This window comes from Mesorhizobium sp. LSJC280B00 (genome assembly GCF_000502835.1).
Lineage (GTDB): Bacteria > Pseudomonadota > Alphaproteobacteria > Rhizobiales > Rhizobiaceae > Mesorhizobium.
The window spans coordinates 204,696-229,666 of the sequence record NZ_AYVL01000017.1 but is presented as its reverse complement, the minus strand read 5'-3'; the positions used below and the strand labels follow the sequence as shown (position 1 = coordinate 229,666).

Genomic DNA, 24,971 nt, shown 5'->3' with positions numbered 1-24,971 from the left:
AGCACACGCCGGCGGAATCCGACACGTCACAACCGAGTCAATCCGTCGCAGCAAGATGTGTATACGCCCTAGCTGTGGGAGAGGGAAAGAACTCCGCTCACTCCACCTTCACCAGCACGGCACTTTCGAATTCGATGACCTTGTCGCCGGTCGAATCGAAGGCCTCTGAGCGGAGCGTCAGCAGCCGCCAGCCCGGTCGCGAGGCGATGGGGCGATGGGCCAGCGCGGTGCGGGTGAAAGTCACGGTTTCCCCGGCATAGACAGGTTTGGGCCATTTGAGATTCTTGAAGCCGGGCGAGGGGCCGAATTCCGGCACCGGCCCAGGACCGGGCCAGCGGGCGACCTCTGCCTCTATGCCAGCCTCGAGGTTCAATTTCATCCAGGTGGCGGCGGTGTGCCAGCCCGAGGCGCAGAGCCCGCCGAATATGCTGTTCCTCGCCGCCTCTTCGTCGATATGGAATATCTGCGGGTCGTATTTGCGGGCGAACGCCTTGATCGCCTCCGGTTCGAATCGATGTGAACCGAGCGTGACGGTGATACCGATGCAGAAGAATTCGTCGAGGCTCACGCACGGCCCTCGCGGGTGAGGAACATGACGGTGTTTTCGAGCTCGAAAACACCTTCGCCGCGCTGGTTGAACAACTCGCTGCGCATGGTCACCAGGCCAAGCCGGGGCTTCGATCTGGACAGTCGCTTGGCAAGGACGGTGGTGCTGCCGGTCAACAGGTCGCCGGCCAGGACTGGCCGTTTCCATTTGACCTGGTCGACGCCCGGCGCGCCCTGGGAGGTCGAGTCGAGCAGGAAGGCATCGCACAGCATGCGCATGAACATGGCGCAGGTGTGCCAGCCCGAAGCCGCCAGCCCGCCGAGAATGCTGGCCTGGCCCGCGGCCTCGTCGAGATGCATCGGCTGGGCATCGAATTCACCGGCGAATTCTATGATTTCGGCGGCACTTACCAGCTTGGTGCCGAGGTCGAGCGAAGCGCCCTCGACAAAATCCTCATAAGCCCAGGTCTTTGCGGTCATGGTCTGGAAATCCTGTTCAGGATTGTACGATCGCTACGGGTCCGGGTCCCGGATGCAAGCAGCGTGGCATTTGGTCAAGCAATTTCTATTGCGCCAGCCCGCTGCGCCCAAGCCGCAGCGCGGTATTGACGACCCTATAGCCAGCCGCGGCGGCGGAAATACCAGAAGGGCAGGATTGCCGAAAGCACCATCATACCGATGGCGAAGGGATAGCCAAAGTGCCATTTGAGCTCAGGGATGATGTCGAAATTCATGCCGTAGATCGAAGCGACAAGCGTCGGCGGCAGGAAGATGACAGCGGCGACGGAGAAGATCTTGATGATGGCGTTCTGCTCGATCGAGATCATGCCGAGCGTCGCGTCGAGCAGGAAGCTGATCTTCTGCGACAGGAAGGTGGCGTGGTCGGCGAGCGACAGGACGTCGCGTGACAAGGTCTTGATGCGAGCGCGGCTGTCCTTGCTCATCCTGCTTTGCGTGGAGGCATGGGCGAGAAAGCCGGCAAGGCGCTGCAGCGAGATCAGGCTGTCGCGGATCGAGGAGGCGAGGTCCTCCTTGCGGCCAATGCCTTTCAACAGCTCCTGGAAGTCGCGGTTGCGCTTGGAAACCTTGGTCGAGCGTGCCTCGAAGATGTCGCGCGAGATCGCCTCGACGTCGCGGCCGGCGCGCTCCAGAATGTCGGCGAGGCGGTCGACGATCGCCTCCAGCAGTCCGATCAGGATGGTGTCACCGCTGGTGCAACCGGTCGCCACCTTTTCGGCGCGCAGCGGAAAGGTCTTGAACGCCTTCGGTTCGTGGTACCGCACGGTGATCAGCCTGCTGCCGGCGAGCACGAAGGTAACTGGCGACATCAACGGATCGTTCACCTCGGTCTGCGCAGGCAGAATGGCGGTCATGAAGTAGGCGCCGTCCTCGACGTAGAGACGGCTCGAGATCTCGATCTCTTCCATCTCTTCGCGGGTCGGAACGGCGACGCCGAGCCAGGTCTCGATTGAAGTCTCTTCTTCCTTTGTCGGGTTGAAGAGGTCGACCCAGACGACAGTGTCGCTGTTTTGCAAGAGATCGTCGACCAGGCGCAGGCGATCATTGTCGACGACGAAGGCCTTGATCATCGCCGGGTCTCCCTTGCTGTTGCCAAAGAGCGTTCGTTTGGAGGGGGCGCGTCAGTCACATCGCACGGACACGGGCAGGCGAGGCGCGAGGCCGGGCAGAGGCCCCTTAGACCCCGCACGATGGCCCGTCAAGCAGCGCAAGAGGCACTGCGACACCCTGCTTTGAAGTTTGTCATCGAGCGACGGCAATGGTGACCATTGGGCTCCCTCGCCGGGTCAGGTGTTGAACTTGAACAGCATGATGTCGCCGTCCTGGACGACATACTCCTTGCCTTCGTCGCGCGCCTTGCCGGCCTCCTTGGCCGCGACTTCGCCGCCCAGCCTGACGAAGTCGTCATAGGCGATGGTCTGGGCGCGGATGAAGCCGCGCTCGAAATCGGTGTGGATGACGCCTGCCGCCTGCGGCGCCTTGGCGCCCTTGTGCACGGTCCAGGCGCGTGTCTCCTTGGGGCCAACGGTAAAGTAGGTGATGAGCTGGAGCAGCTCGTAGCCGGCGCGGATGACCTTGTTCAGGCCGGGTTCGTCCAGACCGAGCGTTGCCAGGAATTCCATTTCCTCTTCGTCCGAGAGCTGGGCGACCTCGGCCTCGATCGCCGCGGAAATCACAACGGTGCGGGCACCTTGCGCGGCGGCCATCTTCTCGACCGCCCTGGTATGCGCGTTGCCGGTGGCGGCATCGGCTTCCGCGACGTTGCAGACGTAAAGCACCGGGTGTGAGGTCAAGAGATTCAGCCCCTGCAGGATGCGCAGATCGTCCGCCGAGATGCCGTTGAGCAGGATGCGGGCGGGCTTGCCGGCCTGCAGCAGTTCAAGCGCCGCTTCCATCATCGGAAGTACGGTCGCTGCTTCCTTGTCCTTGCCGGCGGCACGCTTGCGGATCTGCACGATGCGGCGCTCAAGGCTGTCGAGGTCGGCAAGCATCAATTCGGTTTCGACGGTCTCGGCATCAGCGACAGGATCGATGCGGCCCTCGACATGGGTGACGTCGTCATCCTCGAAGCAGCGCAGCACATGGACGATGGCGTCGACCTCACGGATGTTGGCGAGGAATTGGTTGCCAAGCCCTTCGCCTTTGGAGGCGCCACGCACCAGGCCGGCAATGTCGACGAACGAGATGCGGGTCGGGATGATCTCCTTCGACTTGCCGATCGCGGCGATCTTCTGCAGACGCGGGTCGGGCACCGCCACCTCGCCGGTATTCGGTTCGATGGTGCAGAACGGATAATTGGCGGCCTGCGCCGCCGCCGTCCTGGTCAACGCATTGAAGAGCGTCGACTTGCCGACATTGGGCAAGCCAACGATGCCGCATTTGAAACCCATTTTTGTCTGGTCCTATCGGGAAATCGAAATTTGATCAGGGCTATGGGCGAAAGCGCCGATGATCGTCAAGGCGCAATTCAATTCAGACGCTGCGCGATGTCATCGGTGCCTATCGCCAATGAACGAACGCCGGACCTGCTCAGTATTTGCAGAAGATGCCAGAACGCGTCGACCTCAGCGGTTCCGAAATCGATGGTCAGTTGCCCGTCGAGCAATTGCGCACTGTGAATGACGTTTCCGACGGTCTCCGATGTTTCACGCTCGCCATCGATATCGAACCAGCCGCGAAACCATTCGTCGAAGAGATCGCCGTCGAGCTCATTTATAGGGAATTTAAAATGAACCTCATCCCACCTGAAAGGTGAGATGAGGACATCCATTCCACCCATCCCGGCCTGAATATCCGGAGAGGTTTTCACATAGGAATCGCTGTTGATGAATTGCGGATTTGGCTGTCCGTCATTACTGACGAAATCAACCGCGATGAAATTTCGATAGAAGGAATCGACGTTCGAAAACTTGATCTCGGTTGCATGCGACCCTTGGCCGTTGCGAGCAAGTTCGCCGGCAGCGGCGACGAAATAATCAACATACTTCTGTCTGATGAGACGGACCAATTCCTGAACGTCATCCATATCCTTGGCTCAGTCCTTGCCGCCAAAAAGCTTCTTCAGCATAGCCGCCATCGGGCCGGTTTCGGGCAGCTTGGCCGCCGGCTGTTGCGGCCGCGCCTGGCGGACGTGGCTTTGTGCTCTTGGCGCCTTGGGCGGCGGGCGATCGTCGTCGCCCGTCGGCGTGAGCTTGTCGCGCAAGGCCAGCGTCACGCGGTTCATGAAGGAATTGTCGTCGCCCTTAGCAAGCAATCCGGCACCATCGGCGATTGCGTCGAGCAGCACGTCCAACCATTCGCGGTCGCCCTTAGCGAAATCGCCGAGCACATGGCCATGCACCATTTCCTTGACCCCGGGGTGACCGACGCCGATGCGCACACGGCGAAAATCCTTGCCGACGTGCTGGTCGAGCGAGCGGATACCGTTGTGGCCGCCGGAACCGCCACCAACCTTGACCCGCACCTTGCCGGCGGCAAGGTCGATCTCGTCATAGAAGACAGTCAGTGCCGAAGGGTCGAGCTTGTAGAAGCGCAAGGCTTCGCCGACCGCCTGGCCGGACAGGTTCATGAAGGTCTGCGGCTTGATCAGGATCACCTTTTCGCCGGCAAGCGTGCCTTCGGCGATCAGGCTCTGGAATTTCTTCGACCAGGGCGAAAAGGAATGGCGGCGGGCGATCGCGTCCGCCGCCATGAAGCCGACATTGTGCCGGTTGTTGGCGTATTTCGCGCCCGGATTGCCGAGGCCTGCAAAGACAAGCATCGTCGCCTCCGGGCGGGAAGGGGTTACTTCTCTTCGGCGGCAGGAGCCGCTTCGGGCTCAGCCGCTTCAGTCGTCTCTTCCGCGGCCTCCGGCTTCATCGCCGAGGAGCCGGCAATGGTCGCGATGGTGAAGTCGCGGTCGGAGATCACCGGCTTGACGCCGGCCGGCAAGGTGATGGCCGAAATGTGGATCGAATCGCCGATATCGGTACCGGTGAGATCGATGGTGATGAAATCCGGGATCGCATTGGCCGGGCAGTGGAACTCGACCTCGTGGCGCACGATGTTGAGCACGCCGCCGCGCTTGATACCGGGCGACTTGTCTTCATTGATGAAGTGCACGGGCACGTCGACATTGACTTCGGTATCCTTGCCGATGCGCAGGAAATCGACATGGACAGGGAAATCCTTGACCGGGTCGAGCTGAAAATCCTTGGGCAGAACCTGGATCTTGTTGCCGTCGACATCGATCGTGGCGACCGTGGTCAGAAACCCGCCGCCATGGATCTTGTAGTAGATGTCCTTGTAGGTCAGCGCAATCGCCAGGGGAGGCTGCTTGTCGCCGTAAATCACTGCAGGCACTTTACCGTTGCGGCGAACTGCACGGGCGGACCCCTTACCGACCTGTTCGCGCGCTTCGGCCTTGAGCTCGTAAGTATCGTGGCTCATGGCATTTCCTTTCGCGTTGTTCTGGAGCGCTCACGGTCAGCGTGGCTGGGCCGTAAACGTCGAAAGCCGACATAGCTAACGCATGACCTGGTCCGAAAACCGGAATCCACTTTTCGGGATCATGCGGGAAGGCGGCCTTCCGCCGCGTTGCCTCCAAGGGTGTCTACGCGGGTGGCGGCTCTATAGCGGAAGGCGGCGCGAGGTGCAAGCGGGCGGAAGGGCGCCAGGGATGGACCGTGTCCCATCAGGCCGGAAGTAGCAGTGCCGAAAGCAATGCTGCAACGTACAGCCCAACCCCGAAAGACAGATGGGCCATAAGGCTGCGCAGGCGCGCAGTGCGCGGATTGGGAACTTTCGAAGCCGCGATGCCGATCCCAAAAGCCGGTTGCATCACGAAGAACGGGGCGACGATGGTGCAGACGCCGATCAACAGGGCCGGAAGCACTGTCGGGTGCCGTGCCCAGTCGAGGCCCCACACTCCAATCAGCGCTGCGGCAAATACGATGCCGGTCGCGTAATGCGCACTCCATCCAATGGCGGTTTCGCCGCGAACGCGGGCAGCTTGTGCGATATTCGCATGTGCAAAACGTCCATGTGGAAAGTGCCCGATCCAGCGGCCGACCCAGGCGTAATCAAGCGGTGGAATCGCGAACATTCGCTTCAGAAACCATCCCCAGAGATCCATCAGGGCTGTCGCGCCGATTCCAATGACGGCCGCACGGACAACGAACTCCAACATTTTGGCATCTCCTGTTTCACCTGTCAGACACTAGCCAGAAAGAATCAATCATTCAACATATTGATTGATTGATTGAGTGATGCTAGCCATGTCACATGAAAAGCGCGGACGTTCACCACCCAATCTTCGACGAAATAGCGGATCTCGCCCGCACCTTGGGGCATGCCCACCGGCTGGTTCTGTTGCGTCACATTGCCGATGGCGAACTGGCCGTCGAACAACTGACGCAACTTTCCGGGATCGCGTTAGCGAATACGTCGCAGCATCTTCAGCACCTCAAGCGAGCGGGCTTGGTGCAGACCCGGCGAGACGGAAAACGCGTTCTGTACCGGCTTGCAGATGGCCCAATCGAAAACGTGCTTGCGGCGCTGCGAAATCTTGCAAACCACAGACGCCAGCAGATCCGTGAGTTTATCAACGATAGGATCAGCCAGCCGGACAGGTTGGAAAACATCTCGCGCGAGGAACTCGTGCGCCGCATGCGAAACGACGAAGTCGTGCTGCTCGATGTCAGGCCGCAGAACGAATTCGTAGCGGGGCATTTGCCGGGTGCGATCAACATTCCCGCCGACGAGTTGGAGCAGCGGCTTGCGGCGCTCCCACGGGAGAAGGTCGTTGTCGCCTATTGTCGTGGAGTCCAGTGCGTTCTGTCGGCCGACGCCTTGGCAATCCTCAGGGCACGAGGCTGGGCCTCGCGCCGGTTCGAAGGCGGCTTGCCCGACTGGGCGGCTGCAGGCCTGGGGGTAGAGGGCGTGAATTACGAAAGCGGTTAACGGCCGCCAAATCGGCGTCGCCGGGCCGGGCCCGAATATAAATGGAAAGCTGGGACCCCGGCGGGGCAATGCCCACGGTGGCTGGACGGCGCTCGCCGGAAGCATGGAAGGGAGGCCAATGAACACCTATTCGTCGGTGGAAGCGGCGTTGCGGAAGGGAAGGCTTCCAGCGAGTGGCGAGAACGGTGCGATAAAGAGGTTCGCTCTACCTTCTATGGCTTCCGCTCGACCAGCATGTAGCCGATCCCACGAACCGTCTGAATGCTAGCCGATGCATCCGGCCCGAGCTTCGCACGTAGATAGCGAATGTATACCTCCACGATCTTCGTCCCGGGTTCGAAGCTGTATGACCAGACATTGTTGAGGATGCGCTCGCGGCTAACCACTTTCCCCGCATTGAGCATGAGGAAATACAGAAGGTCGAATTCGCGTCGGGTAAGGCTGATTTCCCGGTCGCCGTCCGTAAAACGACGAGCGCTCCTGTCGAGATTGAGGCGGCTCACTCGAAGCAACTGCCGATCCACTGCACCCTGACGGCGTCGGCGCAGCGCGTCAATCCTGGCCACCAGTTCATCAAACGCAAACGGTTTCGTCAGGTAATCGTCGGCACCGCCCTTGAGCCCATCTACGCGATCCTGAATTGTCTCCTTCGCGGTCAGCATCAGGATGAGAACCGGCCGCTGCTCCAATCGCACGATCCGGCACAGCTCAAGGCCGTCCAGGTAGGGAAGCAGACGGTCCAGGATCACGAGATCGAATGGATCCGTACGAATAATGGCTAGTCCCTCGCGACCATCCTCCGCGACACTCACGTGGAAGCCTTCGGCCTCCAACCCCCGGCGGAGAAAGTCGGAGACACGCCGGTCGTCTTCAACGATCAGGATTCGAATCATGGGTGCGATGTACCAGCGGCAGTCTGATTCTGAGGAGGGTTCCCGAAGGCTCAATTCCTTCAAGGCCGATTGTGCCATTGTGCCCGTCTATAATCTCCTTGGCGATCGCGAGGCCAACACCAAGGCCATCGGCTGCGGACCTCCCGCCGACACGCCCGCGATAATAACGGTCAAACACGAACGGGAGATCGTTGGCATCGATCCCTGAACCGTTGTCGCGGATGGCGATCTCAAGCATTCCATGACGCTCAGCCATCTCGACTGCTATCGTCTGATATGGCTTTGAGTACTTTATGGCGTTGTCGAAGCCGATCAGCAGCGCTTGCTTTAGGCGCAGGGCGTCACCCCGAATGAGGCAATGATCTGTGTTGAGCGACAGATTAACGGATATCTGCTTGGGACCTGCGAGTACGGAAGCCTCCTGAACGGCCGCCTTCACAACCTCACCGGTATCGATGTTGTGCAAGGAGAACCTGAAATTTTCAGCTTCGGAGCGGGCGAATGCCAGAAGGTCCCCCAGGTTGCGAGCCATATCTTCAGCGCAATTGCGGATTCGGCTCAGAGCTTCGCGGTAAGGTCGAACACGCGGTTGGCCGCGGAGGGCAACGTCGGCCTCTCCGCGGAGAATCGTCAACGGCGTGCGGAGTTCGTGGCTTGCCTCCGCAAAAAATTGTGTGCGTCGGCTATCGATCGCTCTCAGTTGCTCATTGGCTTTCCGCAGTTCACGGGTGCGCAACTGAACCTCCGCCTCCAAGCGGTCCTGTACCGAAATCAGAGCAGCACGTTCGATCTCGAGAGCCTCGGCCATGCTGTTGAAACTTCGCGAGAGGGAAGCGAACTCGTCGCGTCCGGTCGCGGAAACGCGATGGTCGAGCTTGCCTGCAGCGATGGCTTTGGCGCTTTCGTTCAGTTCACGCACAGGTGTGGCGATTGATCGTCGCAGGACGAGGCCGAACCCCAGACTGCCTAGCATGAGCAACGTAGCGAAGCCGCCGGTCAGCAGTAGCAGTCGCCATTGTGCGCCACGGACGCCGGCGAGTTCCTCTCCAACCTCCCTGCGCTCCTCGTGCAAAGCGGCTTCAATCATTTCTTCGAGATCGTTCTCCAGTCGATGCTCCACATCGTTGCGGAAGGCGTCTACGATGCCCTTTGGATCCCCCTTTGTTCGCTGGCTAAACAGTCGCTGGGCGGCCCGATCGATCGCCTCAAACAGCGCGTTGATGCGGCCGACGAATCTGAATTCGGCCTCCTCCTGGTGTCTATCGCTCCAATATCCGAGAGCGCCGAGTTCCTCGCGAGTGGCGCCCTCCAGCTTGTAGAATCCGGATTTCACTGCTTCTCGTGCCGCTTCGAAATCCGGCATTTGCTCGGGCCCAAGCAGCAAGACTTCAGCGAGTTGCTCGGTGTAATTGTTGGCATGCCCATTGAGTTCGGCGAGCGCCTCGAACCGCCCGTGGACGCTGTCGATTCGGCGGACGAATTCCTCTGTCAGCTGGAGTGTTGCGAATGCCAGTCCTGAAATCAGTCCGACAAGGGCGAGAATGACGATTTGAAATAGGAAGATGCGGCCTCGAACGGTCATGCGGTAATCCTGCCGGCGATCGGATAATGCCTCTCACCAAATTCTAACCGGAGCTCTCCCAAGCGTCTAATCGGAACCTCCTAAGTTCGAGCGGAGGGTGTGCGACGCCCTCATCGCCGTTGGCGACGAACTAGACGAGGTTTCGGTTGGCACAAGTAGATTTTCGGACCGACAGTGACGCCACCCTTCGGGAAAGGACATCGCCGGTGCTCTGGCCGATATGGCGAGCCGCACTGATCGGAACCTGTGTATCCCTGTGTGTGGCCATCATTGAATTCGGCCTCCCCGCGCTCCCGTCCGACGCCCGGCGAGCGCTCGAGATCCTGCTTGTCGCGATCATCGGGTGGACCTTAACGCGGTTCGACGATGCCTTCGTTGCAATCGCCGCCGGATTGGCAATGGCGCTGCTGGTCAACCGTGATCCAGGCGCGCTGTTTCATGCGCTTGGCGATGAGTTGATCTGGCTATTGCTTGCCTCCTTCATATTGGCGGCCACCATCAAGGCGAGTGGAGTCGCAGATCGCGTTCTCGGCCTCGTGACGGGGCGCATGCGATCGGTTCGCGCAATCGCCTATTCCTTGACGGCCGTCATGATCGCCACAGCCTTCGTCATTCCGTCGACCTCAGGTCGCGCAGCTTTGATGATCCCCGCCTATCAGGCGATCGCGGGACGCTGTGGAAGCGCCCGGTTGCGAAGGGCCTTCGCGCTGCTGTTCCCCACTGTTATCCTGCTCTCGGCCATTGCATCGCCCGTCGGCGCCGGTGCCCATCTGCTGGCGATCGAAATGGTCGGCCGCCTCTGGGGTGTGAAAGTAAGCTATCTGGAATGGATCGCTTTCGGCCTGCCGTTTGCGGCCGTGAGCACCTTCCTTTCGGTCGAATGCCTGCTCCGGCTTTTCCTGTCGCCGGTCGAACGGCGGATGACCCTTTTGCAGCCAACGACGGTGACTAGTGGCGGTGCCGGATTGGCACGGCAGCCGATACTCTGGATCGCCGGCGGGGTTGTCATCGCGTGGCTGACCGAACCTGTCCACGGACTTGATGCCACCGTTATCGCTCTTGGCGGCGCTCTCTTGGCCACGCTTCCTGGAGTCGGCTCCGTGGCGTTTGGCGATGCAATCAAGAGTGCGGAGTGGAAGCTGCTCTTGTTTCTGGCGGCGACGATCTGCTTGGCAGACGGCCTGACGGCATCAGGCCTCAATCGGTGGTTGATCGAGACGACGGTCGATCCACTGCGCGGCACCGGCTTGGGCCCGTTGGCGCTTATCTCCTTATTAGCCTTGCTTGGGCTTTTCAGTCATCTCGTGATCCACAGTCGCACGGCGCGTGTCTCGGTGCTGCTGCCCCCGGCGCTAATGCTCGCATCGACAGCGCGGCTCGACCCTCTCCTTGCAATGTTTGTCCTCGTCTCGGCGACTGGCTTTTGCCAAACCCTCGCGATCTGCGCGAAACCGGTGGCGCTTTTCGCGGGGGTCGACGAGGAAGGCTACGGCCCGAAAGACCTCGCCTTGCTCAGCTCAATCCTGCTGCCGATGCAGTTCATCCTCATCGTCGTGTTCGCGGTCGCCGTGTGGCCAGCCACCGGAGCCCTGCTCAACACGCTCCATCTGCAACTTCCTGGAGAGCCGTAGAATGTCGAAAAAGAAAGGATTGACGAAACGAAGACGGCTTCGAGTATTGGTCGCACCCTCCGGCTTTAAGGAGAGCCTCGGGGTTCGTGATGTCATCGCTGCATTGGCGCGGGGCGTTCGCAATGCCGTTCCGACAGCAAAGATCCTGGGCCTTCCAATGGTGGATGGCGGCGAGGATTTTACGCGGACCCTTGTTGAATTGTCTGATGGCGAGCTGCATTCCGTCACAGTGACGGGACCGGTGGGACAACCCGTGGCGGCCAATGTCGGTTTTCTCGGGCGAAGAAAGAAACGGACAGCAGTTCTGGAAATCGCGGCGGCTGCCGGGCTCCGGCTCGTCCCCACGGACATGCGTGACCCGACCCGCACTACAAGTTATGGGGTTGGTGAGTTGATTCGTTTTGCGCTCGATCTTGGCGCGGAAAGAATTCTGATCGGCTGCGGTGACTCGGGTGTCAACGATGCAGGAACCGGCATGGCCCAAGCATTAGGCGTGCGTCTGCTCGATGGCGGCGGCCGTCCCATTTCGGGGAGCGGCTCGGCCCTCTCATCGCTAGCTCGTGTCGATCTTTCCAGTCGTGATCATCGCCTTTCGAATGTTCGTATCGACGTCGCGGTAAATCCCTACAACATGCTGCTCGGCGAGAGAGGCGTCGCCCGGGTGTTCGGCCCGCAAAAGGGTGCAACACCTGACCAGGTGGTTTTGCTCGAGCAGGGCATGGAAAATGTCGCTCACGTCGTTCGCCGCGACCTCGGCGTCGACGTGACGCCGCTTGTCGGCGGAGGAGCTTCCGGGGGACTCGGCGCCGGACTTCACGCCTTTGCTGGGGCCCGGCTGCATCCGCGCTTCGACCTGATTCTGCGGTATATGGATCTCGATCATCGGCTGTCAAACGCCGACATCGTCATGACAGCCGAGGGTGGCCTGGATGGTCAGACGAGCTTTGGAAAGATACCAGCCGAGATTGCCCGGCGCGCGAAACGTCACAATCTGCCTGTCATCGCCTTGGCCGGAACGATCGGAGCAGGTGCAGAGGCGACCCACGACATCGGCATCGATGCCTTCTTCAGCATTCTGTGCCGACCGTGTTCCCTCGAAGACGCGATCCGTGACGCCGACACGCTGCTGGCGAACGCTGCCGAGCAGGCATTCCGGCTGATGCGGGCGACGCGTGCTTTCAAGTTCAGATGACGGAGCGTGTCAGCCAATGGCCGCGATGTCGCTACGCGGCGGCCCTGACCGGCTCGAAGTCTATGTCGAGAACCGAATTTCGCGCTGCCCGGTGGGCGGGGAAGCCGAAGTCCAACCCAAACTTCACCCGATCGTGGTCCCCGCCTCCATCTTCCTCGCTTCCTTCATGTTAGGCAGGAGGACCGTCAGCAGCCCGAGTAGCGGCAAATACGAGCAGACCTGGAAGACGAAATCGATGCCTTTCATGTCGGCGACGACGCCAAGCACGGCGGCCGCGATGCCGCCCATGCCGAAGGCGAAGCCGAAGAAGATGCCGGCGATCATGCCGACGCGGCCGGGCACCAGTTCCTGCGCGAAGACGACGATGTTCGAGAAGGCCGAGGACAGGATCAGGCCGATCAGCACGGTGAGAACCATCGTCCACTCGAAATTGGCATAGGGCAGGGCCAGCGTGAAGGGCAGCACGCCGACGATCGAGAACCAGATCATCGCCTTCTGCCCGTAGCGGTCGCCGAACGGGCCGCCGAGCAGGATGCCAAGGGCCGAGGCGCCGAGGAACAGAAACAGCATGACTTGCGACATCTGGACCGAAACGCCGAATTTATGGATGGAATAGAAGGTGTAATAGCTGGCAAGGCTGGAAATATAGGCGTTCTTGGTCAATACCAACAGCGTCAGCACCAGCAGCGCTCCCATCACCTTGCGGCGCGGGAAGGGCGAGACGAAACCTGCCGCCTTGCGGGTGCCCTGTGCGGCACGCAGGCGGCTGTACCAGCCGCCGACCTGCCACAGCACGATGATGCCGGTCAGCGAGCCGCCGGCGAACCAGGCAATGCTGGTCTGGCCGAAGGGCACGACGATGAAGGCTGCCAGCAGCGGCCCCATCGCCTGGCCGAAATTGCCGCCGACTTGGAACAGCGACTGCGCAAGACCGAACCGGCCACCGGAGGCGAAGCGGGCGATGCGCGAGGATTCCGGGTGGAAGATCGCCGAGCCGATGCCGATCAGCGAGGCGCCGATGAGGAGCAGCGAGTAATGTCCGGCATAGGCCAGCACGACCAGCCCGATCAGCGAAGAAGCCATGCCGTAGGGCAGCGAATAAGGCATCGGCCGCTTGTCGGTAATCATGCCGATCACCGGCTGCAGCAAGGATGCCGTCACCTGGAAGGTGAAAGTCAAAAGGCCGATCTGCCAGAAATCGAGACCGTAATTGTCCTTCAGCAGCGGATAGATCGCCGACAGCAGCGACTGCATGATGTCGTTGATGCAATGGCAGAAGCTCACCGCCAGGATGACGGTGAAGGCCGTCGCCTGAGCTGAAATGTGGCTGGCCGCTGCCGGCTTGGCGTCGGCGGTTGCTGTGGTATCGGTCAAGGCAGGCTCCGTGGTCTTTTTGGCGGGAGCTCCCGCAGGCTGTCTTATAGGCCGCAGCCTTATACGTTGCTTGTCACGCGACTTCTTTCGTGGTTTGGTCCAATAGTTTCGCAAGTGGGCCATAGCTGATGCCGCATGGCAGGGAAATGTTCAGAGCGGGCGACACCGATCTCGGGCTGTTGCATGAGCGTCGCTGGCAATGGCTGGAGCAGGCCGTAGGGCCGGCAGTGGCGCTGCCGACCGAATATCCGGACGGCTACCATGTGCCACGGCACCATCATAGCCGCAGCCAGTTGCTGCACGCGCTGGTCGGTGTCGTGCTGGTGACGACGCGGCATGGGCGCTGGATGGTGCCTCCGGACCACGCGATGTGGATCCCCGCCGGCACCGAACATTCCGTCGAGATGCTGGGCGACGTCAGCATGCGGTCCGTCTATGTGATGCCGGAGGCCATTCCCGGCCTGCCGGACGGGTTGCGTGTCGTCGGCATCACCGACCTGATGCACAGCCTGATCGTGGAATCGGAAAAGCTGCCGCAAGGCGCCGAGCTGGAGGGGCGGGGCGGACTGATCATGAAGCTCCTGCTGCACGAAATCCCGAACCTGCCGGAACGGCCGCTCGGCCTTCCGTTCCCGTCCGATGCAAGGCTGGCGACGCTGTGCCGGCGCTTCGTCTCGGCACCGTCACCGCATGCGACGATCGACGAGTGGGCCGCTATCGTCGGCATGAGCCGCCGCTCTTTCACCCGCGCGTTCCACCGCCAGACCGGATTGTCGCTGTCGACCTGGCGTCAGCAGGCCTGTCTGTTCGCGGCGCTGCCACGGCTGGCCGACGGCGAGCCGATCACGAGGGTGGCGCTCGATCTCGGCTATGACAGCGTGCCGGCGTTCATCACCATGTTCAAGCGCATGCTGGGAGCCTCGCCACGCGGTTACATGCGGGGCGCCCGTGATGCTGGCGAAGGTGTGCGACGAATAAGCGGTCCGGCTCGGCCTGAGTCGCAGCCCTGAAGGGCGTCGCGTTCGACCGGCCTCATGCGACGCGCTTTGGGTTCTTGCTTTTATGCATGTCGTTATCGCAAAACCGCTGCACTTTGCGCGACACGCATTAATCGAACAGGCTCGACACCGATTCCTCGGTCGCCGTGCGCGAGATCGCCTCGCCCATCAGTTCGGCGATGGAGATGACGCGGATATTGGCGGCGTCCAGCACTGCCTGGGTCGGCTGGATGGAATCGGTGATGACCAGTTCCTGCAGTTTCGAGGCGCCGATGCGGGCGATGGCGCCGCCGGACAAAACGCCATGGGTAGTATAGGCGGTGACACTGGTGGCGCCGTCGGCAAGCAGCGCATCGGCCGCATTGCACAGCGTGCCGCCCGAATCGATGATGTCGTCGATCAACAGGCAATCCTTGCCGCGCACGTCACCGATGACGTTCATGACTTCCGATTCGCCGGGGCGCTCGCGGCGCTTGTCGACGATGGCAAGCTGGGCGTCGATGCGCTTGGCGAGCGCGCGGGCGCGGACCACGCCGCCGACATCCGGCGACACCACCATGACATTGGCAAGCTGCTTGTATTTCGCCTTTACGTCGCGGGCCATGACCGGCACGGAAAACAGATTGTCGGTCGGGATGTCGAAGAAGCCTTGAATCTGGCCGGCATGGAGATCCAGGGTCAGCACCCGGTTGACGCCCGCCCTCGTGATCATGTTGGCGACCAGCTTGGCCGAGATCGGTGTGCGGCCCGAGGCGCGGCGATCCTGCCTGGCATAGCCGAAATAAGGAATAACCGCAGTGATGCGCTTGGCCGAGGAGCGCATGAAGGCGTCGATCATGATGAGCAGTTCCATCAAATGATCGTTAGTCGGGAACGAGGTGGACTGCAGGATGAAGACGTCCTCGCCGCGCACATTCTCCTGGATCTCGACGAAGATTTCCTGGTCGGCGAAGCGCCTGACGCTGGCCTTGCCCAGCGGAATGTTGAGGTAGCGGGCGACTGATTCGGCCAGCACCCTGTTGGAATTGCCCGCGAAGAGCTTCATGCACCGTTCCTGGCGAAGGATTGAGAGACTCCGATAGCACTCCAGCCTCTTAGTCGGGCTTTTAGCGGCCCGCGCCGGTATTGCAAGCGTCGTGAATGGGAATCCGCCGGCTAATCTCAATAAACGCTTACGGCTTGAGCATGCGGCGATAGAGCCAGTTCCATGCCGACGGAATCGGGATGGCTTCTAACTTTCAGTCTGAGCATGCTCTTTTCCGAAAACCGGATTCCACTTTTCGGAATCACGCTCCAGGTCAGCCGGCGCCGCCGCCAAGCCAGGTGGCGAACTGGTCGATTGTCTGGTCGGCAATTGCCTGCATGGTCGCCGGCGCGACCGCCGTCCAGCCTTCGCCGCCGCCAACAGAGGGCGCCTTCTGCTGGCCGTTGATGCGATGCAGCCGGTTGCCGGCCGGGTCATAGATGTCCCAGACGTAGATGACGGTGGTGTCCTTGCCTTCCGTCATGGTCGAGAAATAGCCCTTGAGCACATGCGTAGGGGTCTGGTCGGTGCTGCCGGCCAAGGTGATGCCGCGCTGCCTGGCGCGTGTCTGAAGCTCGGCGGTCAGCGGTGTCGCGGCTTCTACCGAGGCGCCGACGATCGGCGCCACCTGCAGCCGGGTCCGCGCAATGGCAGCCGCGCTTTTGGCGGGCGGCACGGCTGCTGCAGCGGAAGGCTGCGCTGTATCTGCGGTTTGCGCGGTGCCGGCAGGCTGAGCCGGAGTTGCGGGGGGCGTTGCGGCACCTCCGGCTCCGGAGAGCGATTGCGTCGATTGCGGGGCAATGGCCGAGGGTTCGAGAACGTCCTTCGCATTGGTGCAGGCCGCCAGTGCCAGCGCCACGAGCAATGACACGGTCGTCACATGCGATCGTCTCATTAGCCTGAAAACTCCTTGGCGACGAACGCCCCTCACACTCTTTCCATTATGGATTCACTGCACGATCAAGTCGAGATCATGGCGGGACAGCGGCTTCGGCTGGGATTCGGTGGTCAGATAGGTGCGGCCAAGCGTCATCGCGGTTTCGGTTTCGGAGTCCATGATGATCATATGGGCGAACAGCGTCATGTTCGGCGCAATCGGTTCGGGATTACCCTGATAGAACATCGGCATATCCATCCAGGACGGGGTGAAGCGGGCGCCGAGCGAATAGCCGCAGGCATTGAGCCGGTGCTTGGTCAAATTGTGGGCTTCGAGGGTGCGGGCATGGGCGTCGAACACGTCGCCGAACGTATTACCGGGCGTCATCGCCTTCTCGACTGCAAGTAGCGCGGCGCGGGCGGCATCGAACAATTCCTGGTGGCGTTTCGATACCTTGCCGGTCAACACCGTGCGCATCATTGCCGCATGGTAGTGGTGGAAGACACCGGCCCATTCGAGCGTCAGCTGGTCGTTCTTGGTGAGCTTGCGGCGACCGGCCTTGTAGCGGCAAAGCAGGGCGTCGACTCCGGAGCCGATGATGAACTCGTTGGCCGGATAATCGCCGCCGCCGGCAAAGATCGCACCTTGCATGGCGGCGAGGATCAGCGCCTCATCGCCGCCCTGCTTGATCAGCGGCAGTGCTGCGTCCAGCGCGTCGTCGGCCAGATTTGCGGCTTTTTCCGCCTTGGCGATTTCTGCCGGGCTCTTGAACAGCCGTAGCCGGCTGACAATGCCGGAGGCATCCGCGATCTGCCCGAAGGTCTGCAACTGCTCGTCGAGGCGCCGGCCATTATAGGCGGTCAGGCCGTGGGTGTCGTATTCGACGCCGATCCGGGCGCCGAGCAGGTCAAGCTCGTTGAGCAGATTGCGCAGATCTACCGCCGGATTGGCGCCGTTGCGGTCCGTCCACAAAACGATGTTGTCGATGATCGAGGTGTGGCGCGCCTGGCGCAAGTCGGCCGAACGCGTCAGCAGCACCATCGAGCCGTCGGCCTTGACCACCAGGCACTGGAAAAAGCAGAAGCCGAAGGTGTCGTAGCCGGTTAGCCAATACATGCTTTCCTGGGCAAACAGCAGGACGGCGTCGAGCTTCTTTTCGGCGATCTCGATCATCAGTCGATCGCGCCGCGCGTCGAATTCCGAGCGTTCGAAATGCAGCGCCATCAGTCAGCCTCCAAAACGATTGCCGAAACCTGCCGCCCGTAGTCGGGCTCGTTGCGATGCGTGCTGCGCCGATAGGAGTAGAAAAGCTCTTCCTCGGCATAGGTGCAGCGGCCAAGTCCTTCGGCGTTGACGCCAGCCTTGGTCAGCCGGTCGACCGTGTAGCGGTTGAGATCGAACATCGCGTGTCCGGCAGTTGCGGAGGGCGCGAAATAGCGAGCATTGCCGGCATCGGCGTCGACGAAACGGGCGACGAATTCCGGTCCGACTTCGTAATTCCGTGGGCCGATCGAAGGACCGAGCACTGCGACGATGCGGTCGCGCCGGGCGCCGAGGCTTTCCATTGCCGCGATGGTGTTTTCCAGCACTCCGGTGAAAGCGCCTTTCCAGCCGGCATGGGCGGCGCCGATAATGCGCGCCTCGGCGTCGGCGAAGAGGACCGGTCCGCAGTCGGCGGTCGAGGCACCGACGGCAATGCCCGGCCGGTCGGTGACAATGGCGTCGGCCTTGGGCCGCTCGCCGGCAAAAGGCTCCCTGGCAATGACGACGTCCGGCGAATGAACCTGGTGAGCGGTCAGCAGATGGTTTGCAGGCACGCCCATCCATTCGGCGACCCGGCGGCGATTCTCGCGCACCAGCGTCTGGTCGTCGTTCGAGCCGGTGCCGATGTTGAGGCCCCGGTAGATGCCGCTGGAAATGCCGCCGACTCGCGTGAAGTAGCCGTGGCGGATGCCTTGCGCCGTTTCCAGCAAGGGCGACCGAACGGGATCCGGTTTGGTCTGATTCAGCATGGCGGCTTTGTTGTCCGTATGGGCGATTTCGTCAAGCGAGTTGAAGGGGCGCAGTTGAAGGCTAGTCAGTTGAAGGCTGGCGCAGTTGATGTCGGGCGCTAGTCGGAGACGGGAGAGTGAGAGAGGCGGCAGCGAAAAGTCAATCCGTGCTTGGAAACGGCGGAACGGCAATGCCGGCGGGGAGGACGGCAAGCACCTTGAAGAGTTCGCCCATGGCCAGCGGGCCGGCGAGGCGCTCGACGTCGGCCGCGATCTTTTCGCGAGCTGCCTCATCGGCATTGGCGCCGAGCCGGCCAGCCCGTTCGAGAAGCCCCATCTTGAGCAGGAATTCACCTTGCGTTGAGAGGTGGGCATCGAGGCTGTGTGCCCGAACGGTTGCCGCGAGGGCAGCGAAATCGACATGGGCTGTGAGATCGGCCTGCCCCGGATTGGCCAGCACGTCCTCATGACCGTGCTTGCGCAACGCCTGCAAGGTGTCGCCGATCCCGGGCTGGAGGTGACCGTAGTCGAGAAACAGGCCGGCGCCGCCAAATCCGGCAAGTCGCCCGGCGATGGCCGCCATCAGGGCGGCGCGGGCTGGCGCCACCTCGACGACGGCACCTTGCGGCGCATTCTCGGCACCCTCCGGCAGCAGCATCGGGTCAAGCGAGCCGGCGCCGACGAAAAAGCGCAGCCGGTTCGCATCGTCGAGACCGATCATCCGCTCGCGCCAGCCGGCCCCAGCGCGGACGAACTGGCGGATGGGCACCGCGTCAAACAGCTCGTTACCAACAATCAGAAGCGGCCCCTGCGGTAGTGTGTCCACGGCCTCATGCCAGGCGATGGTGGCCGACGTCCCGGCAAGCGTTCGTTTCTGGACCTCGGTCAACCGCAGACTGGTCTCGATCAAGGCGAACGATGCGCTGGCGGTAAGCGTCCGATCGAGCCGCGAAAGCGTGCGCAGCATATCTCTCATCAGCGTGCCGCGGCCGGGGCCTATTTCGGCGATGGCGACCGGCGTCGGCCGGTCGATCGCCAGCCACGCCTGGTAGAGCCAGATGGCGACCAGTTCGCCAAACATCTGGCTGATCTCCGGCGCGGTGACGAAGTCGCCGGCGGCGCCGAACGGCTCGCGCGTCGTATAATAGCCGTCCTGCGGATCGAACAGGCAGAGCGCCATGTATTCGCTGATGGGGATCGGTCCCACCGCACCGATCAGCTCGGCGATGCGGGTCTTCAGCCGCGTCATGCCGGCTGCGGTTTTGTCACCGGCTTGGCTGTAGCCATCGCCCAGATGCCGGCCAGCACCATCGGCAGTGACAGCACCATTCCCATGGTCAGCCAGCTCGTGCCAAGGAGGTAACCAAGCTGCTGGTCGGGCTCGCGAAAGAATTCGACGAAGATGCGCGAGGCGCCATAGCCGGCGATGAAGGCGCCGCCGACGAAGCGCGGCGCCTTCAGCTTGAGCCGCGAATGGGTGAGGAAGCGCAGGACAAGGAACAACACCAGCCCTTCGAGGAGCGCCTCGTAGATCTGGCTCGGATGGCGTGCAAATGGGCCGCCATTGGGGAATTCGAATGCCCATGGAACGTCGGTCGGCCGGCCCCATAGTTCGGAATTGATGAAGTTTGCCAGGCGAACGAGGCCAAGCCCCACCGGCACGCCGGCGGCAACCACGTCGAACAGCGACCATGTGCGGATGCCGCGAGACCGGGAAAACAGCGTCATTGCGAGAATGACGCCGAGCAGGCCGCCATGAAACGACATCCCGCCCTGCCAGACGGCGACGATATCGAGCGGATTGGCAATGTAGCGCGGCAGGTCGTAGAACAGCACGTAGCCGGTGCGTCCGCCGAGCACCACACCGATGGCTGCCCAGACGATGAAGTCGTCGAGGTCGACGGGCTTCATCGGTAGGGTGCCGTCGGGCCACAGTTTTGGGTTGGTGACGAGGCGCTTGGCATACCACCAGGCAAACAGAATGCCGACGATGTAGCCGACGCCGTACCAATGCACCGCCAGCGGTCCGATCCGGACGATGACCGGGTCGATGTTGGGAAAGGGCAGGGCGGCCAGCGGCAGCAAATATTCGCTCAACAGGGTCTCCGGGTTCCCAATCAGGTTCGGGCGCGGACCATGCGGCAGGCTTTTGGCGCGGTCAAGGCAAGCATATGCTTGCATTCCGAATCGTGCGCCACTACGTCAATTCGACCAAGCGAGGATTTGCCATGGCGACCGGACCGAACCGCATTCTCGATGAATTCGCCAAGCTGATGACCGATGCAGCCGGTGCCGCGCAAGGCGTGCGGCGCGAGGTGGAGACCGCCTTCAGGGGCCAGGCCGAGCGCATACTCAACTCCATGGACGTGGTGCAGCGCGAGGAATTCGAGGCCGCTCGCGACATGGCGGCGAAGGCCAGGGAAGAAAACACCCGCCTCGCCGCTCGCATCGAGGCGCTCGAGGCCAGGCTTGCCGAATTGACCGGTCAAGCAGCGCCTGCGGCTGCGGCAAAGCCGCGTGCAAAAAAATAACAAGAAATAAATCGTTAAACTTTTCCACAAAGCCGGATCGCAAAAAGCGCTTTGTCGTGAATCGCTTACCGGTACTGCGTGAATCTTTGTGACAGCGCCTTTCCACATGCGAATGACGCAGTGCGAAAAATTTGGCTGGTCACGCGACTCCCGATCAATAGACTGAATTTGTTGCATGATTCGGAGCAGGGTCATGCGCCGGGCGGTGGGGTCCGGTCCGGGGTCTTTGCGTTGACGAAGTCCTGGCCGTCCGAGTTCTAGGCAGAATTGTTCGAGTGTGCCTCTCCCGCGGAGCGTGTGGTGGCGCTCCCAGAACGACAGGAAGCATTTCATGGAACTTCTCGAACTCGAATTCTCCCGCGAAATCCATCCGGTGGATGTTATCGAGCAGGTGGCGCACAACAACGATTGGTCCTTCGAGCGGGCCGGCGACGACGAGATCTCGATCTCGGTTGCCGGAAGCTGGACCGACTACCACGTTTCATTCTCCTGGATGGAGGACTACGAGGCGCTGCACCTGGCCTGCGCCTTCGACATCAAGGTCCCGGAGGCGCGCGCGCTCGAGGTGATGCGGCTGCTTTCGCTGATCAACGAGCAGATGCTATTTGGCCATTTCGACCTCTGGGAGCAGGAAGGCGCCATCATGTTCCGCCAGTCGCTGCTGCTGGCCGGTGGGGTCGAGCCGTCGAGCCAGCAGGTCGAGGTGCTGCTGTCGTCGGCGCTGGAAGCCTGCGAATGCTATTTTCAGGCGTTCCAGTTCGTCGTCTGGTCGGGAACTTCGGCCAAGGATGCGTTGGCCGGCGTGCTGTTCGAAACCTACGGAAACGCCTGACCGTCGATGGTTTCGAGCAACGCGCGAAAACCCGAGATCAGCTTTGCCGATTTCGACCGCATCGACATCCGCGCCGGCACGATCGTCGAGGCCGAGCCTTTTCCCGAGGCGCGCAAGCCGGCGATCAAATTGAAAATCGATTTCGGTCCCGTGATCGGGGTGAAGAAATCCTCGGCCCAGATCACGAAATACTATACGCCCGAAACCCTGATCGGCCGGCAGGTGTTCGCTGTGGTCAATTTCCCGCCGCGTCAGATCGGGCCATTCATGTCGGAAGTGCTGACGCTCGGCTTTCCTGACGAGGAGGGCGCCGTCGTCCTTGGCGCGATCGAGCGCAAGGTGCCGGACGGCGGCAGGTTGTTCTAGCTGCGCTGTTGTTCACGCAGCCAGTTTACGCCTGGTACCCAGCGCCTCTTCGACCGTTTCCATGAACATTTCCGCGCAGGCCTTCCAGCTGTAGCGCATCGCGCGTTGCCGCGCCTCGGCGCGGTCGACGTGAAGGGCGGCGAGCGCTGCTTGCCGCAGGTCGTCCGACACCGCGCCGCCGATGCCGTCACCCACAATATCGATCGGTCCGGTGACGGGATAGGCTGCGACCGGCGTGCCGCTGGCCAGCGCCTCGATGATGACGTTGCCGAACGTGTCGGTACGGCTGGGGAAGACGAAAACGTCGGCCGAGGCGTAGATCTCGGCCAGTTCGTCGTTCGGACGATGGCCAAGGAAATGGGCATCGGGATATCTGGCCTTCAGCCTCGCCAATTCCGGCCCTTCGCCTACGACCAACTTGCTGCCGGGCAGGTCGAGGTCTAGGAAGGCCGGCAGGTTCTTTTCGATCGCGACGCGGCCGACGCAGAGAAAGATCGGTCCGGGAAATCCCAGGTCCTTTCTTTTATCCGGCCGAAAATGATCGGTGTCGACGCCGCGCGTCCACGGCCGGAGCTTGGTGAAGCCGCGCGCCGCAAGATCGTCGGCAAGCGACTGGGTGGCAACCAGCGTGCCCTGTCCTGAATTGTGGAAATCACGCAGCCAGCGATAGGCCCATGCTTCAGGCACCGGCAGGCGCGCGCTCAGATATTCCGGAAAACGTGTGTGATAGCTGGTCGTGAACGGGCGGCCGGCATTGCGGCAGTAGCGCCGGGCCATAATGCCGAGCGGTCCTTCGGTGACGATATGGATGTGGTCCACCTTGCGTGCCTCGATCAGCTGCGCCACGCGGTGTGGGGTCGTCAGCGCCAGCCTGATATCGGGATAGGTCGGCAGAGGCAGGGTGCGAAAGATATTCGGCGTCAGGAAGTCCGTCTCGATATCGAAGGATTTCAGGGTCTCCGAGAGGCGCTCCAGCGTGTGGACGACGCCGTTGACTTGCGGGCGCCAGGCGTCGGTGACCATCAGGATGCGCATGGCGGTCCCTTGGCGGCAAGCTTGATTGCCTCGCCGCGACGCCTGAGCGGCGACCACGCCGCAGCTCTGGCGTCGCACCAGCGCACCCGGGCAGGCGCGGGGTCGAAATGAGGCCGCAGGGCCGAATCAATCAGGATCGCGCGCTTCATTGGCGCTCTTCACCATGGTTTCATGACGGGCCGATGAAGGCCGGGTGTCGCTGCCGTCAAGCGGGGACCTTGATCACCGCCCGAAGGCCGCCGAGCGGGCTGCGTTCGAGGACGATGTCGCCGCCATGGCTGCGGGCAATGTCACGTGCGATGGAGAGGCCGAGGCCGGTGCCGCTGGCGTCGAGGTTGCGGGCCTCGTCCAGCCGCACGAACGGCTTGAATACATCCTCCCGCTTTTCGGGCGGAATGCCCGGACCGTCATCGTCGATGGTGACGAGCAGCGAACCGCGCCCATGATTGGCATTGATCTCCACCGTCTTGGCATAGCGGAATGCATTGCCGACGACGTTGGACAGCAGCCGGGCAAAGGCATTGGGGCGCACGTGCACATGCGGATCGCCGACAAGCACGGTCGACAGCTTGCGCTTGCGCAGCGCGGCTTCCTCGCGAAGCTTGTCGAAGAAGGCTTCGAGATCGAACTGACCTGCGTCTTCCGAAGCTTCGCCGCGTGCAAAGGCAAGGTAGCCTTCCAGCATCGACTGCATGTCGTCGATGTCTTGGTCGAGTGCCTGGGTATCGGCCGCCTTGGTCCCGGCAAGCGCCAATTGCAGTTTGAAGCGGGTGAGGATGGTCCTCAGATCGTGGCTGACGCCGCTCAGCATGGCGGTACGCTGCTCGAGCTGGCGTTCGATGCGTTCGCGCATCTGTATGAAGGCAAAGCCGGCGCGGCGGACTTCCTCGGCTCCGCGCGGGCGAAAATCGCGCGGCATCGGCCGGCCCTTGCCGAAGCTCTCGGCCGCCTCGGCCAGCGTCAGAATCGGCCGGATCTGGTTGCGCAGGAAGGGAATGGCGATCATCAGCAGCACCAGCGAGGTGCCGACCATCCAGATCAGGAAAATATGGGTGTTCGATGCATAGGCCTGGCTGCGGCGCACGAAGACGCGCAGCACCTTGTTCTCGAGCTGGACGCGGACCTCGACGATATTGGAATTGCCGACCGTATCGATCCAGAACGGACGGTTGATCTGGCGGGTGATCTCGGACGAAAGGATCTCGTCGAGGATCGAGAAGAACGGCTTTGGCCCGGGAGGCGGCAGCGGGTCGGGCGGCAGGAGGTCGACCTTCAGCTGCATGCGATCCTGGGCGATGCGGATGACGTTGGCGTAGTCGGCGTCGTGAGGATAGGTCTCTATCAGGTCGATGATGGCGGCGATGTCGCGCACCGTGGCCTGCGACAGGCGCTGCGTCACGGTCTGCCAGTGGCGCTCCATGAAGACAAAGGCGACGACCGACTGCAGCATGATCATCGGCGCGATGACGATGATCAGCGAACGGGCATAGAGCCGCTTCGGCATGTAAAGCGACACCAGGCGCCAGAAACGGTTCCAGGCGCGCGGCACGGCCTTGAGCGCCCGCGTCGCGCGAGCGCTCAAGCCGCCATCTCCCGGCCGTTCGAGTTGCGTGGTCGCCATTCGTCTTTTCGCTCACCGG

Annotated in this window: 26 protein-coding genes; 7 read left to right on the top strand and 19 right to left on the bottom strand. The window is 61.8% G+C overall.

Going from position 1 to position 24,971, the window contains the following annotated elements; translation table 11 throughout:
- Positions 1 to 97: 97 nt before the first annotated feature.
- From X773_RS62510 to X773_RS62475, 8 genes are all read right to left on the bottom strand, one after another.
- The gene (locus tag X773_RS62510; RefSeq protein ID WP_023678444.1) at positions 98 to 568 is read right to left on the bottom strand and encodes a MaoC family dehydratase; all 471 of its coding nucleotides are present in this window, start codon (positions 566 to 568) and stop codon (positions 98 to 100) included.
- Positions 565 to 1,026 (bottom strand): MaoC family dehydratase, encoded by a 462-nt coding sequence (locus X773_RS62505; RefSeq protein ID WP_023678443.1) that lies wholly within the window; start codon positions 1,024 to 1,026, stop codon positions 565 to 567. Before X773_RS62505 ends, X773_RS62510 begins: the two co-directional genes overlap by 4 nt.
- A gap of 134 nt (positions 1,027 to 1,160) precedes the next feature.
- A complete protein-coding gene (gene corA / locus X773_RS62500; RefSeq protein WP_023678442.1) occupies positions 1,161 to 2,135 on the bottom strand; it encodes a magnesium/cobalt transporter CorA in 975 nt (324 codons plus the stop codon).
- A gap of 216 nt (positions 2,136 to 2,351) precedes the next feature.
- Positions 2,352 to 3,455, bottom strand: a complete 1,104-nt coding sequence (ychF, locus tag X773_RS62495) for a redox-regulated ATPase YchF (RefSeq protein WP_023678441.1) — start codon at positions 3,453 to 3,455, stop codon at positions 2,352 to 2,354.
- 77 nt (positions 3,456 to 3,532) lie between these two features.
- Complete coding sequence (locus tag X773_RS62490; protein ID WP_023678440.1) at positions 3,533 to 4,090, bottom strand: hypothetical protein; 558 nt, start codon at positions 4,088 to 4,090, stop codon at positions 3,533 to 3,535.
- Between the two features lie 9 nt (positions 4,091 to 4,099).
- Positions 4,100 to 4,825, bottom strand: a complete 726-nt coding sequence (gene pth, locus X773_RS62485) for an aminoacyl-tRNA hydrolase (protein ID WP_023678439.1) — start codon at positions 4,823 to 4,825, stop codon at positions 4,100 to 4,102.
- A 23-nt stretch (positions 4,826 to 4,848) separates the two neighbouring features.
- Positions 4,849 to 5,493, bottom strand: a complete 645-nt coding sequence (locus tag X773_RS62480) for a 50S ribosomal protein L25/general stress protein Ctc (RefSeq protein WP_023678438.1) — start codon at positions 5,491 to 5,493, stop codon at positions 4,849 to 4,851.
- Positions 5,494 to 5,737: 244 nt separating this feature from the next.
- Entirely contained in the window at positions 5,738 to 6,232 is a 495-nt protein-coding gene (locus X773_RS62475) for a DUF2938 domain-containing protein (protein WP_023678437.1), read from the bottom strand.
- A 95-nt stretch (positions 6,233 to 6,327) separates the two neighbouring features.
- Between X773_RS62475 and X773_RS0138435 the strand changes: the two genes are divergently transcribed.
- Positions 6,328 to 7,005, top strand: coding sequence for a metalloregulator ArsR/SmtB family transcription factor (locus X773_RS0138435; protein WP_031212133.1), 678 nt, complete (start codon positions 6,328 to 6,330; stop codon positions 7,003 to 7,005).
- A 212-nt stretch (positions 7,006 to 7,217) separates the two neighbouring features.
- On the opposite strand, the gene X773_RS62470 is transcribed toward X773_RS0138435, so the two are convergent.
- Both X773_RS62470 and X773_RS62465 read right to left on the bottom strand, forming a co-directional pair.
- Positions 7,218 to 7,898, bottom strand: a complete 681-nt coding sequence (locus X773_RS62470; RefSeq protein WP_023678433.1) for a response regulator transcription factor — start codon at positions 7,896 to 7,898, stop codon at positions 7,218 to 7,220.
- Complete coding sequence (locus X773_RS62465; RefSeq protein WP_023678432.1) at positions 7,876 to 9,480, bottom strand: HAMP domain-containing sensor histidine kinase; 1,605 nt, start codon at positions 9,478 to 9,480, stop codon at positions 7,876 to 7,878. The genes X773_RS62470 and X773_RS62465 overlap by 23 nt, the downstream gene beginning before the upstream one ends.
- 206 nt (positions 9,481 to 9,686) lie before the next feature.
- Here X773_RS62465 and X773_RS62460 point away from each other — a divergent pair, with 206 nt between their 5' ends.
- Together X773_RS62460 and X773_RS62455 are read left to right on the top strand one after the other, a co-directional pair.
- On the top strand, positions 9,687 to 11,111 hold the full coding sequence (locus tag X773_RS62460; RefSeq protein WP_245274752.1) for an SLC13 family permease: 1,425 nt from the start codon (positions 9,687 to 9,689) through the stop codon (positions 11,109 to 11,111).
- Between the two features lies 1 nt (position 11,112).
- Complete coding sequence (locus X773_RS62455) at positions 11,113 to 12,303, top strand: glycerate kinase (RefSeq protein WP_051406170.1); 1,191 nt, start codon at positions 11,113 to 11,115, stop codon at positions 12,301 to 12,303.
- 123 nt (positions 12,304 to 12,426) lie between these two features.
- On the opposite strand, the gene X773_RS62450 is transcribed toward X773_RS62455, so the two are convergent.
- Positions 12,427 to 13,677: an MFS transporter gene (locus X773_RS62450; protein WP_023678429.1), complete on the bottom strand. Its 1,251-nt coding sequence runs from the start codon at positions 13,675 to 13,677 to the stop codon at positions 12,427 to 12,429.
- Between the two features lie 128 nt (positions 13,678 to 13,805).
- On the opposite strand from X773_RS62450, the gene X773_RS62445 reads away from it, so the two are divergent.
- Positions 13,806 to 14,687 carry a helix-turn-helix transcriptional regulator gene (locus X773_RS62445; RefSeq protein ID WP_023678428.1) on the top strand — a complete coding sequence of 294 codons (882 nt, stop codon included), beginning with the start codon at positions 13,806 to 13,808 and terminating at the stop codon, positions 14,685 to 14,687.
- Positions 14,688 to 14,784: 97 nt separating this feature from the next.
- Here the strand turns inward: X773_RS62445 and X773_RS62440 are convergent, their stop codons facing one another.
- The 6 genes from X773_RS62440 to lgt all read right to left on the bottom strand — a co-directional run bounded on the left by X773_RS62440 (position 14,785) and on the right by lgt (position 20,664).
- On the bottom strand, positions 14,785 to 15,720 hold the full coding sequence (locus X773_RS62440; RefSeq protein ID WP_023678427.1) for a ribose-phosphate pyrophosphokinase: 936 nt from the start codon (positions 15,718 to 15,720) through the stop codon (positions 14,785 to 14,787).
- Positions 15,721 to 15,973: 253 nt separating this feature from the next.
- Positions 15,974 to 16,594, bottom strand: coding sequence for a hypothetical protein (locus tag X773_RS62435; RefSeq protein ID WP_023678426.1), 621 nt, complete (start codon positions 16,592 to 16,594; stop codon positions 15,974 to 15,976).
- A 54-nt stretch (positions 16,595 to 16,648) separates the two neighbouring features.
- The gene (locus X773_RS62430; protein ID WP_023678425.1) at positions 16,649 to 17,800 is read right to left on the bottom strand and encodes a Xaa-Pro peptidase family protein; all 1,152 of its coding nucleotides are present in this window, start codon (positions 17,798 to 17,800) and stop codon (positions 16,649 to 16,651) included.
- Positions 17,800 to 18,588: a peptidoglycan editing factor PgeF gene (gene pgeF / locus X773_RS62425; protein ID WP_023678424.1), complete on the bottom strand. Its 789-nt coding sequence runs from the start codon at positions 18,586 to 18,588 to the stop codon at positions 17,800 to 17,802. Before pgeF ends, X773_RS62430 begins: the two co-directional genes overlap by 1 nt.
- Before the next feature lie 139 nt (positions 18,589 to 18,727).
- Positions 18,728 to 19,816, bottom strand: coding sequence for a class I SAM-dependent methyltransferase (locus X773_RS62420; RefSeq protein WP_023678423.1), 1,089 nt, complete (start codon positions 19,814 to 19,816; stop codon positions 18,728 to 18,730).
- Entirely contained in the window at positions 19,813 to 20,664 is an 852-nt protein-coding gene (gene lgt / locus X773_RS62415; RefSeq protein ID WP_023678422.1) for a prolipoprotein diacylglyceryl transferase, read from the bottom strand. Before lgt ends, X773_RS62420 begins: the two co-directional genes overlap by 4 nt.
- A 131-nt stretch (positions 20,665 to 20,795) precedes the next feature.
- Here lgt and X773_RS62410 point away from each other — a divergent pair, with 131 nt between their 5' ends.
- The 3 genes from X773_RS62410 to X773_RS62400 all read left to right on the top strand — a co-directional run bounded on the left by X773_RS62410 (position 20,796) and on the right by X773_RS62400 (position 22,296).
- On the top strand, positions 20,796 to 21,098 hold the full coding sequence (locus tag X773_RS62410; RefSeq protein ID WP_023678421.1) for an accessory factor UbiK family protein: 303 nt from the start codon (positions 20,796 to 20,798) through the stop codon (positions 21,096 to 21,098).
- 331 nt (positions 21,099 to 21,429) lie between these two features.
- Complete coding sequence (locus X773_RS62405) at positions 21,430 to 21,930, top strand: YbjN domain-containing protein (protein WP_023678420.1); 501 nt, start codon at positions 21,430 to 21,432, stop codon at positions 21,928 to 21,930.
- A gap of 6 nt (positions 21,931 to 21,936) precedes the next feature.
- Positions 21,937 to 22,296, top strand: a complete 360-nt coding sequence (locus tag X773_RS62400) for a tRNA-binding protein (protein WP_023678419.1) — start codon at positions 21,937 to 21,939, stop codon at positions 22,294 to 22,296.
- 12 nt (positions 22,297 to 22,308) lie between these two features.
- Here the strand turns inward: X773_RS62400 and X773_RS62395 are convergent, their stop codons facing one another.
- On the bottom strand, positions 22,309 to 23,331 hold the full coding sequence (locus X773_RS62395) for a glycosyltransferase family 1 protein (protein ID WP_023678418.1): 1,023 nt from the start codon (positions 23,329 to 23,331) through the stop codon (positions 22,309 to 22,311).
- A 205-nt stretch (positions 23,332 to 23,536) separates the two neighbouring features.
- On the bottom strand, positions 23,537 to 24,952 hold the full coding sequence (locus tag X773_RS62390; RefSeq protein WP_023678416.1) for an ATP-binding protein: 1,416 nt from the start codon (positions 24,950 to 24,952) through the stop codon (positions 23,537 to 23,539).
- Between the last annotated feature and the right edge of the window lie 19 nt (positions 24,953 to 24,971).

Coding starts and splice junctions, on each gene's coding strand:
- X773_RS62505 (WP_023678443.1), bottom strand. CDS start 1,026: ATGACCGCAAAGACCTGGGCTTATGAGGATTTTGTCGAGGGCGCTTCG.
- corA (WP_023678442.1), bottom strand. CDS start 2,135: ATGATCAAGGCCTTCGTCGTCGACAATGATCGCCTGCGCCTGGTCGAC.
- ychF (WP_023678441.1), bottom strand. CDS start 3,455: ATGGGTTTCAAATGCGGCATCGTTGGCTTGCCCAATGTCGGCAAGTCG.
- X773_RS62490 (WP_023678440.1), bottom strand. CDS start 4,090: ATGGATGACGTTCAGGAATTGGTCCGTCTCATCAGACAGAAGTATGTT.
- pth (WP_023678439.1), bottom strand. CDS start 4,825: ATGCTTGTCTTTGCAGGCCTCGGCAATCCGGGCGCGAAATACGCCAAC.
- X773_RS62480 (WP_023678438.1), bottom strand. CDS start 5,493: ATGAGCCACGATACTTACGAGCTCAAGGCCGAAGCGCGCGAACAGGTC.
- X773_RS62475 (WP_023678437.1), bottom strand. CDS start 6,232: ATGTTGGAGTTCGTTGTCCGTGCGGCCGTCATTGGAATCGGCGCGACA.
- X773_RS0138435 (WP_031212133.1), top strand. CDS start 6,328: ATGAAAAGCGCGGACGTTCACCACCCAATCTTCGACGAAATAGCGGAT.
- X773_RS62470 (WP_023678433.1), bottom strand. CDS start 7,898: ATGATTCGAATCCTGATCGTTGAAGACGACCGGCGTGTCTCCGACTTT.
- X773_RS62465 (WP_023678432.1), bottom strand. CDS start 9,480: ATGACCGTTCGAGGCCGCATCTTCCTATTTCAAATCGTCATTCTCGCC.
- X773_RS62455 (WP_051406170.1), top strand. CDS start 11,113: ATGTCGAAAAAGAAAGGATTGACGAAACGAAGACGGCTTCGAGTATTG.
- X773_RS62445 (WP_023678428.1), top strand. CDS start 13,806: ATGCCGCATGGCAGGGAAATGTTCAGAGCGGGCGACACCGATCTCGGG.
- X773_RS62440 (WP_023678427.1), bottom strand. CDS start 15,720: ATGAAGCTCTTCGCGGGCAATTCCAACAGGGTGCTGGCCGAATCAGTC.
- X773_RS62435 (WP_023678426.1), bottom strand. CDS start 16,594: ATGAGACGATCGCATGTGACGACCGTGTCATTGCTCGTGGCGCTGGCA.
- X773_RS62430 (WP_023678425.1), bottom strand. CDS start 17,800: ATGGCGCTGCATTTCGAACGCTCGGAATTCGACGCGCGGCGCGATCGA.
- pgeF (WP_023678424.1), bottom strand. CDS start 18,588: ATGCTGAATCAGACCAAACCGGATCCCGTTCGGTCGCCCTTGCTGGAA.
- X773_RS62420 (WP_023678423.1), bottom strand. CDS start 19,816: ATGACGCGGCTGAAGACCCGCATCGCCGAGCTGATCGGTGCGGTGGGA.
- X773_RS62410 (WP_023678421.1), top strand. CDS start 20,796: ATGGCGACCGGACCGAACCGCATTCTCGATGAATTCGCCAAGCTGATG.
- X773_RS62405 (WP_023678420.1), top strand. CDS start 21,430: ATGGAACTTCTCGAACTCGAATTCTCCCGCGAAATCCATCCGGTGGAT.
- X773_RS62400 (WP_023678419.1), top strand. CDS start 21,937: ATGGTTTCGAGCAACGCGCGAAAACCCGAGATCAGCTTTGCCGATTTC.
- X773_RS62395 (WP_023678418.1), bottom strand. CDS start 23,331: ATGCGCATCCTGATGGTCACCGACGCCTGGCGCCCGCAAGTCAACGGC.
- X773_RS62390 (WP_023678416.1), bottom strand. CDS start 24,952: ATGGCGACCACGCAACTCGAACGGCCGGGAGATGGCGGCTTGAGCGCT.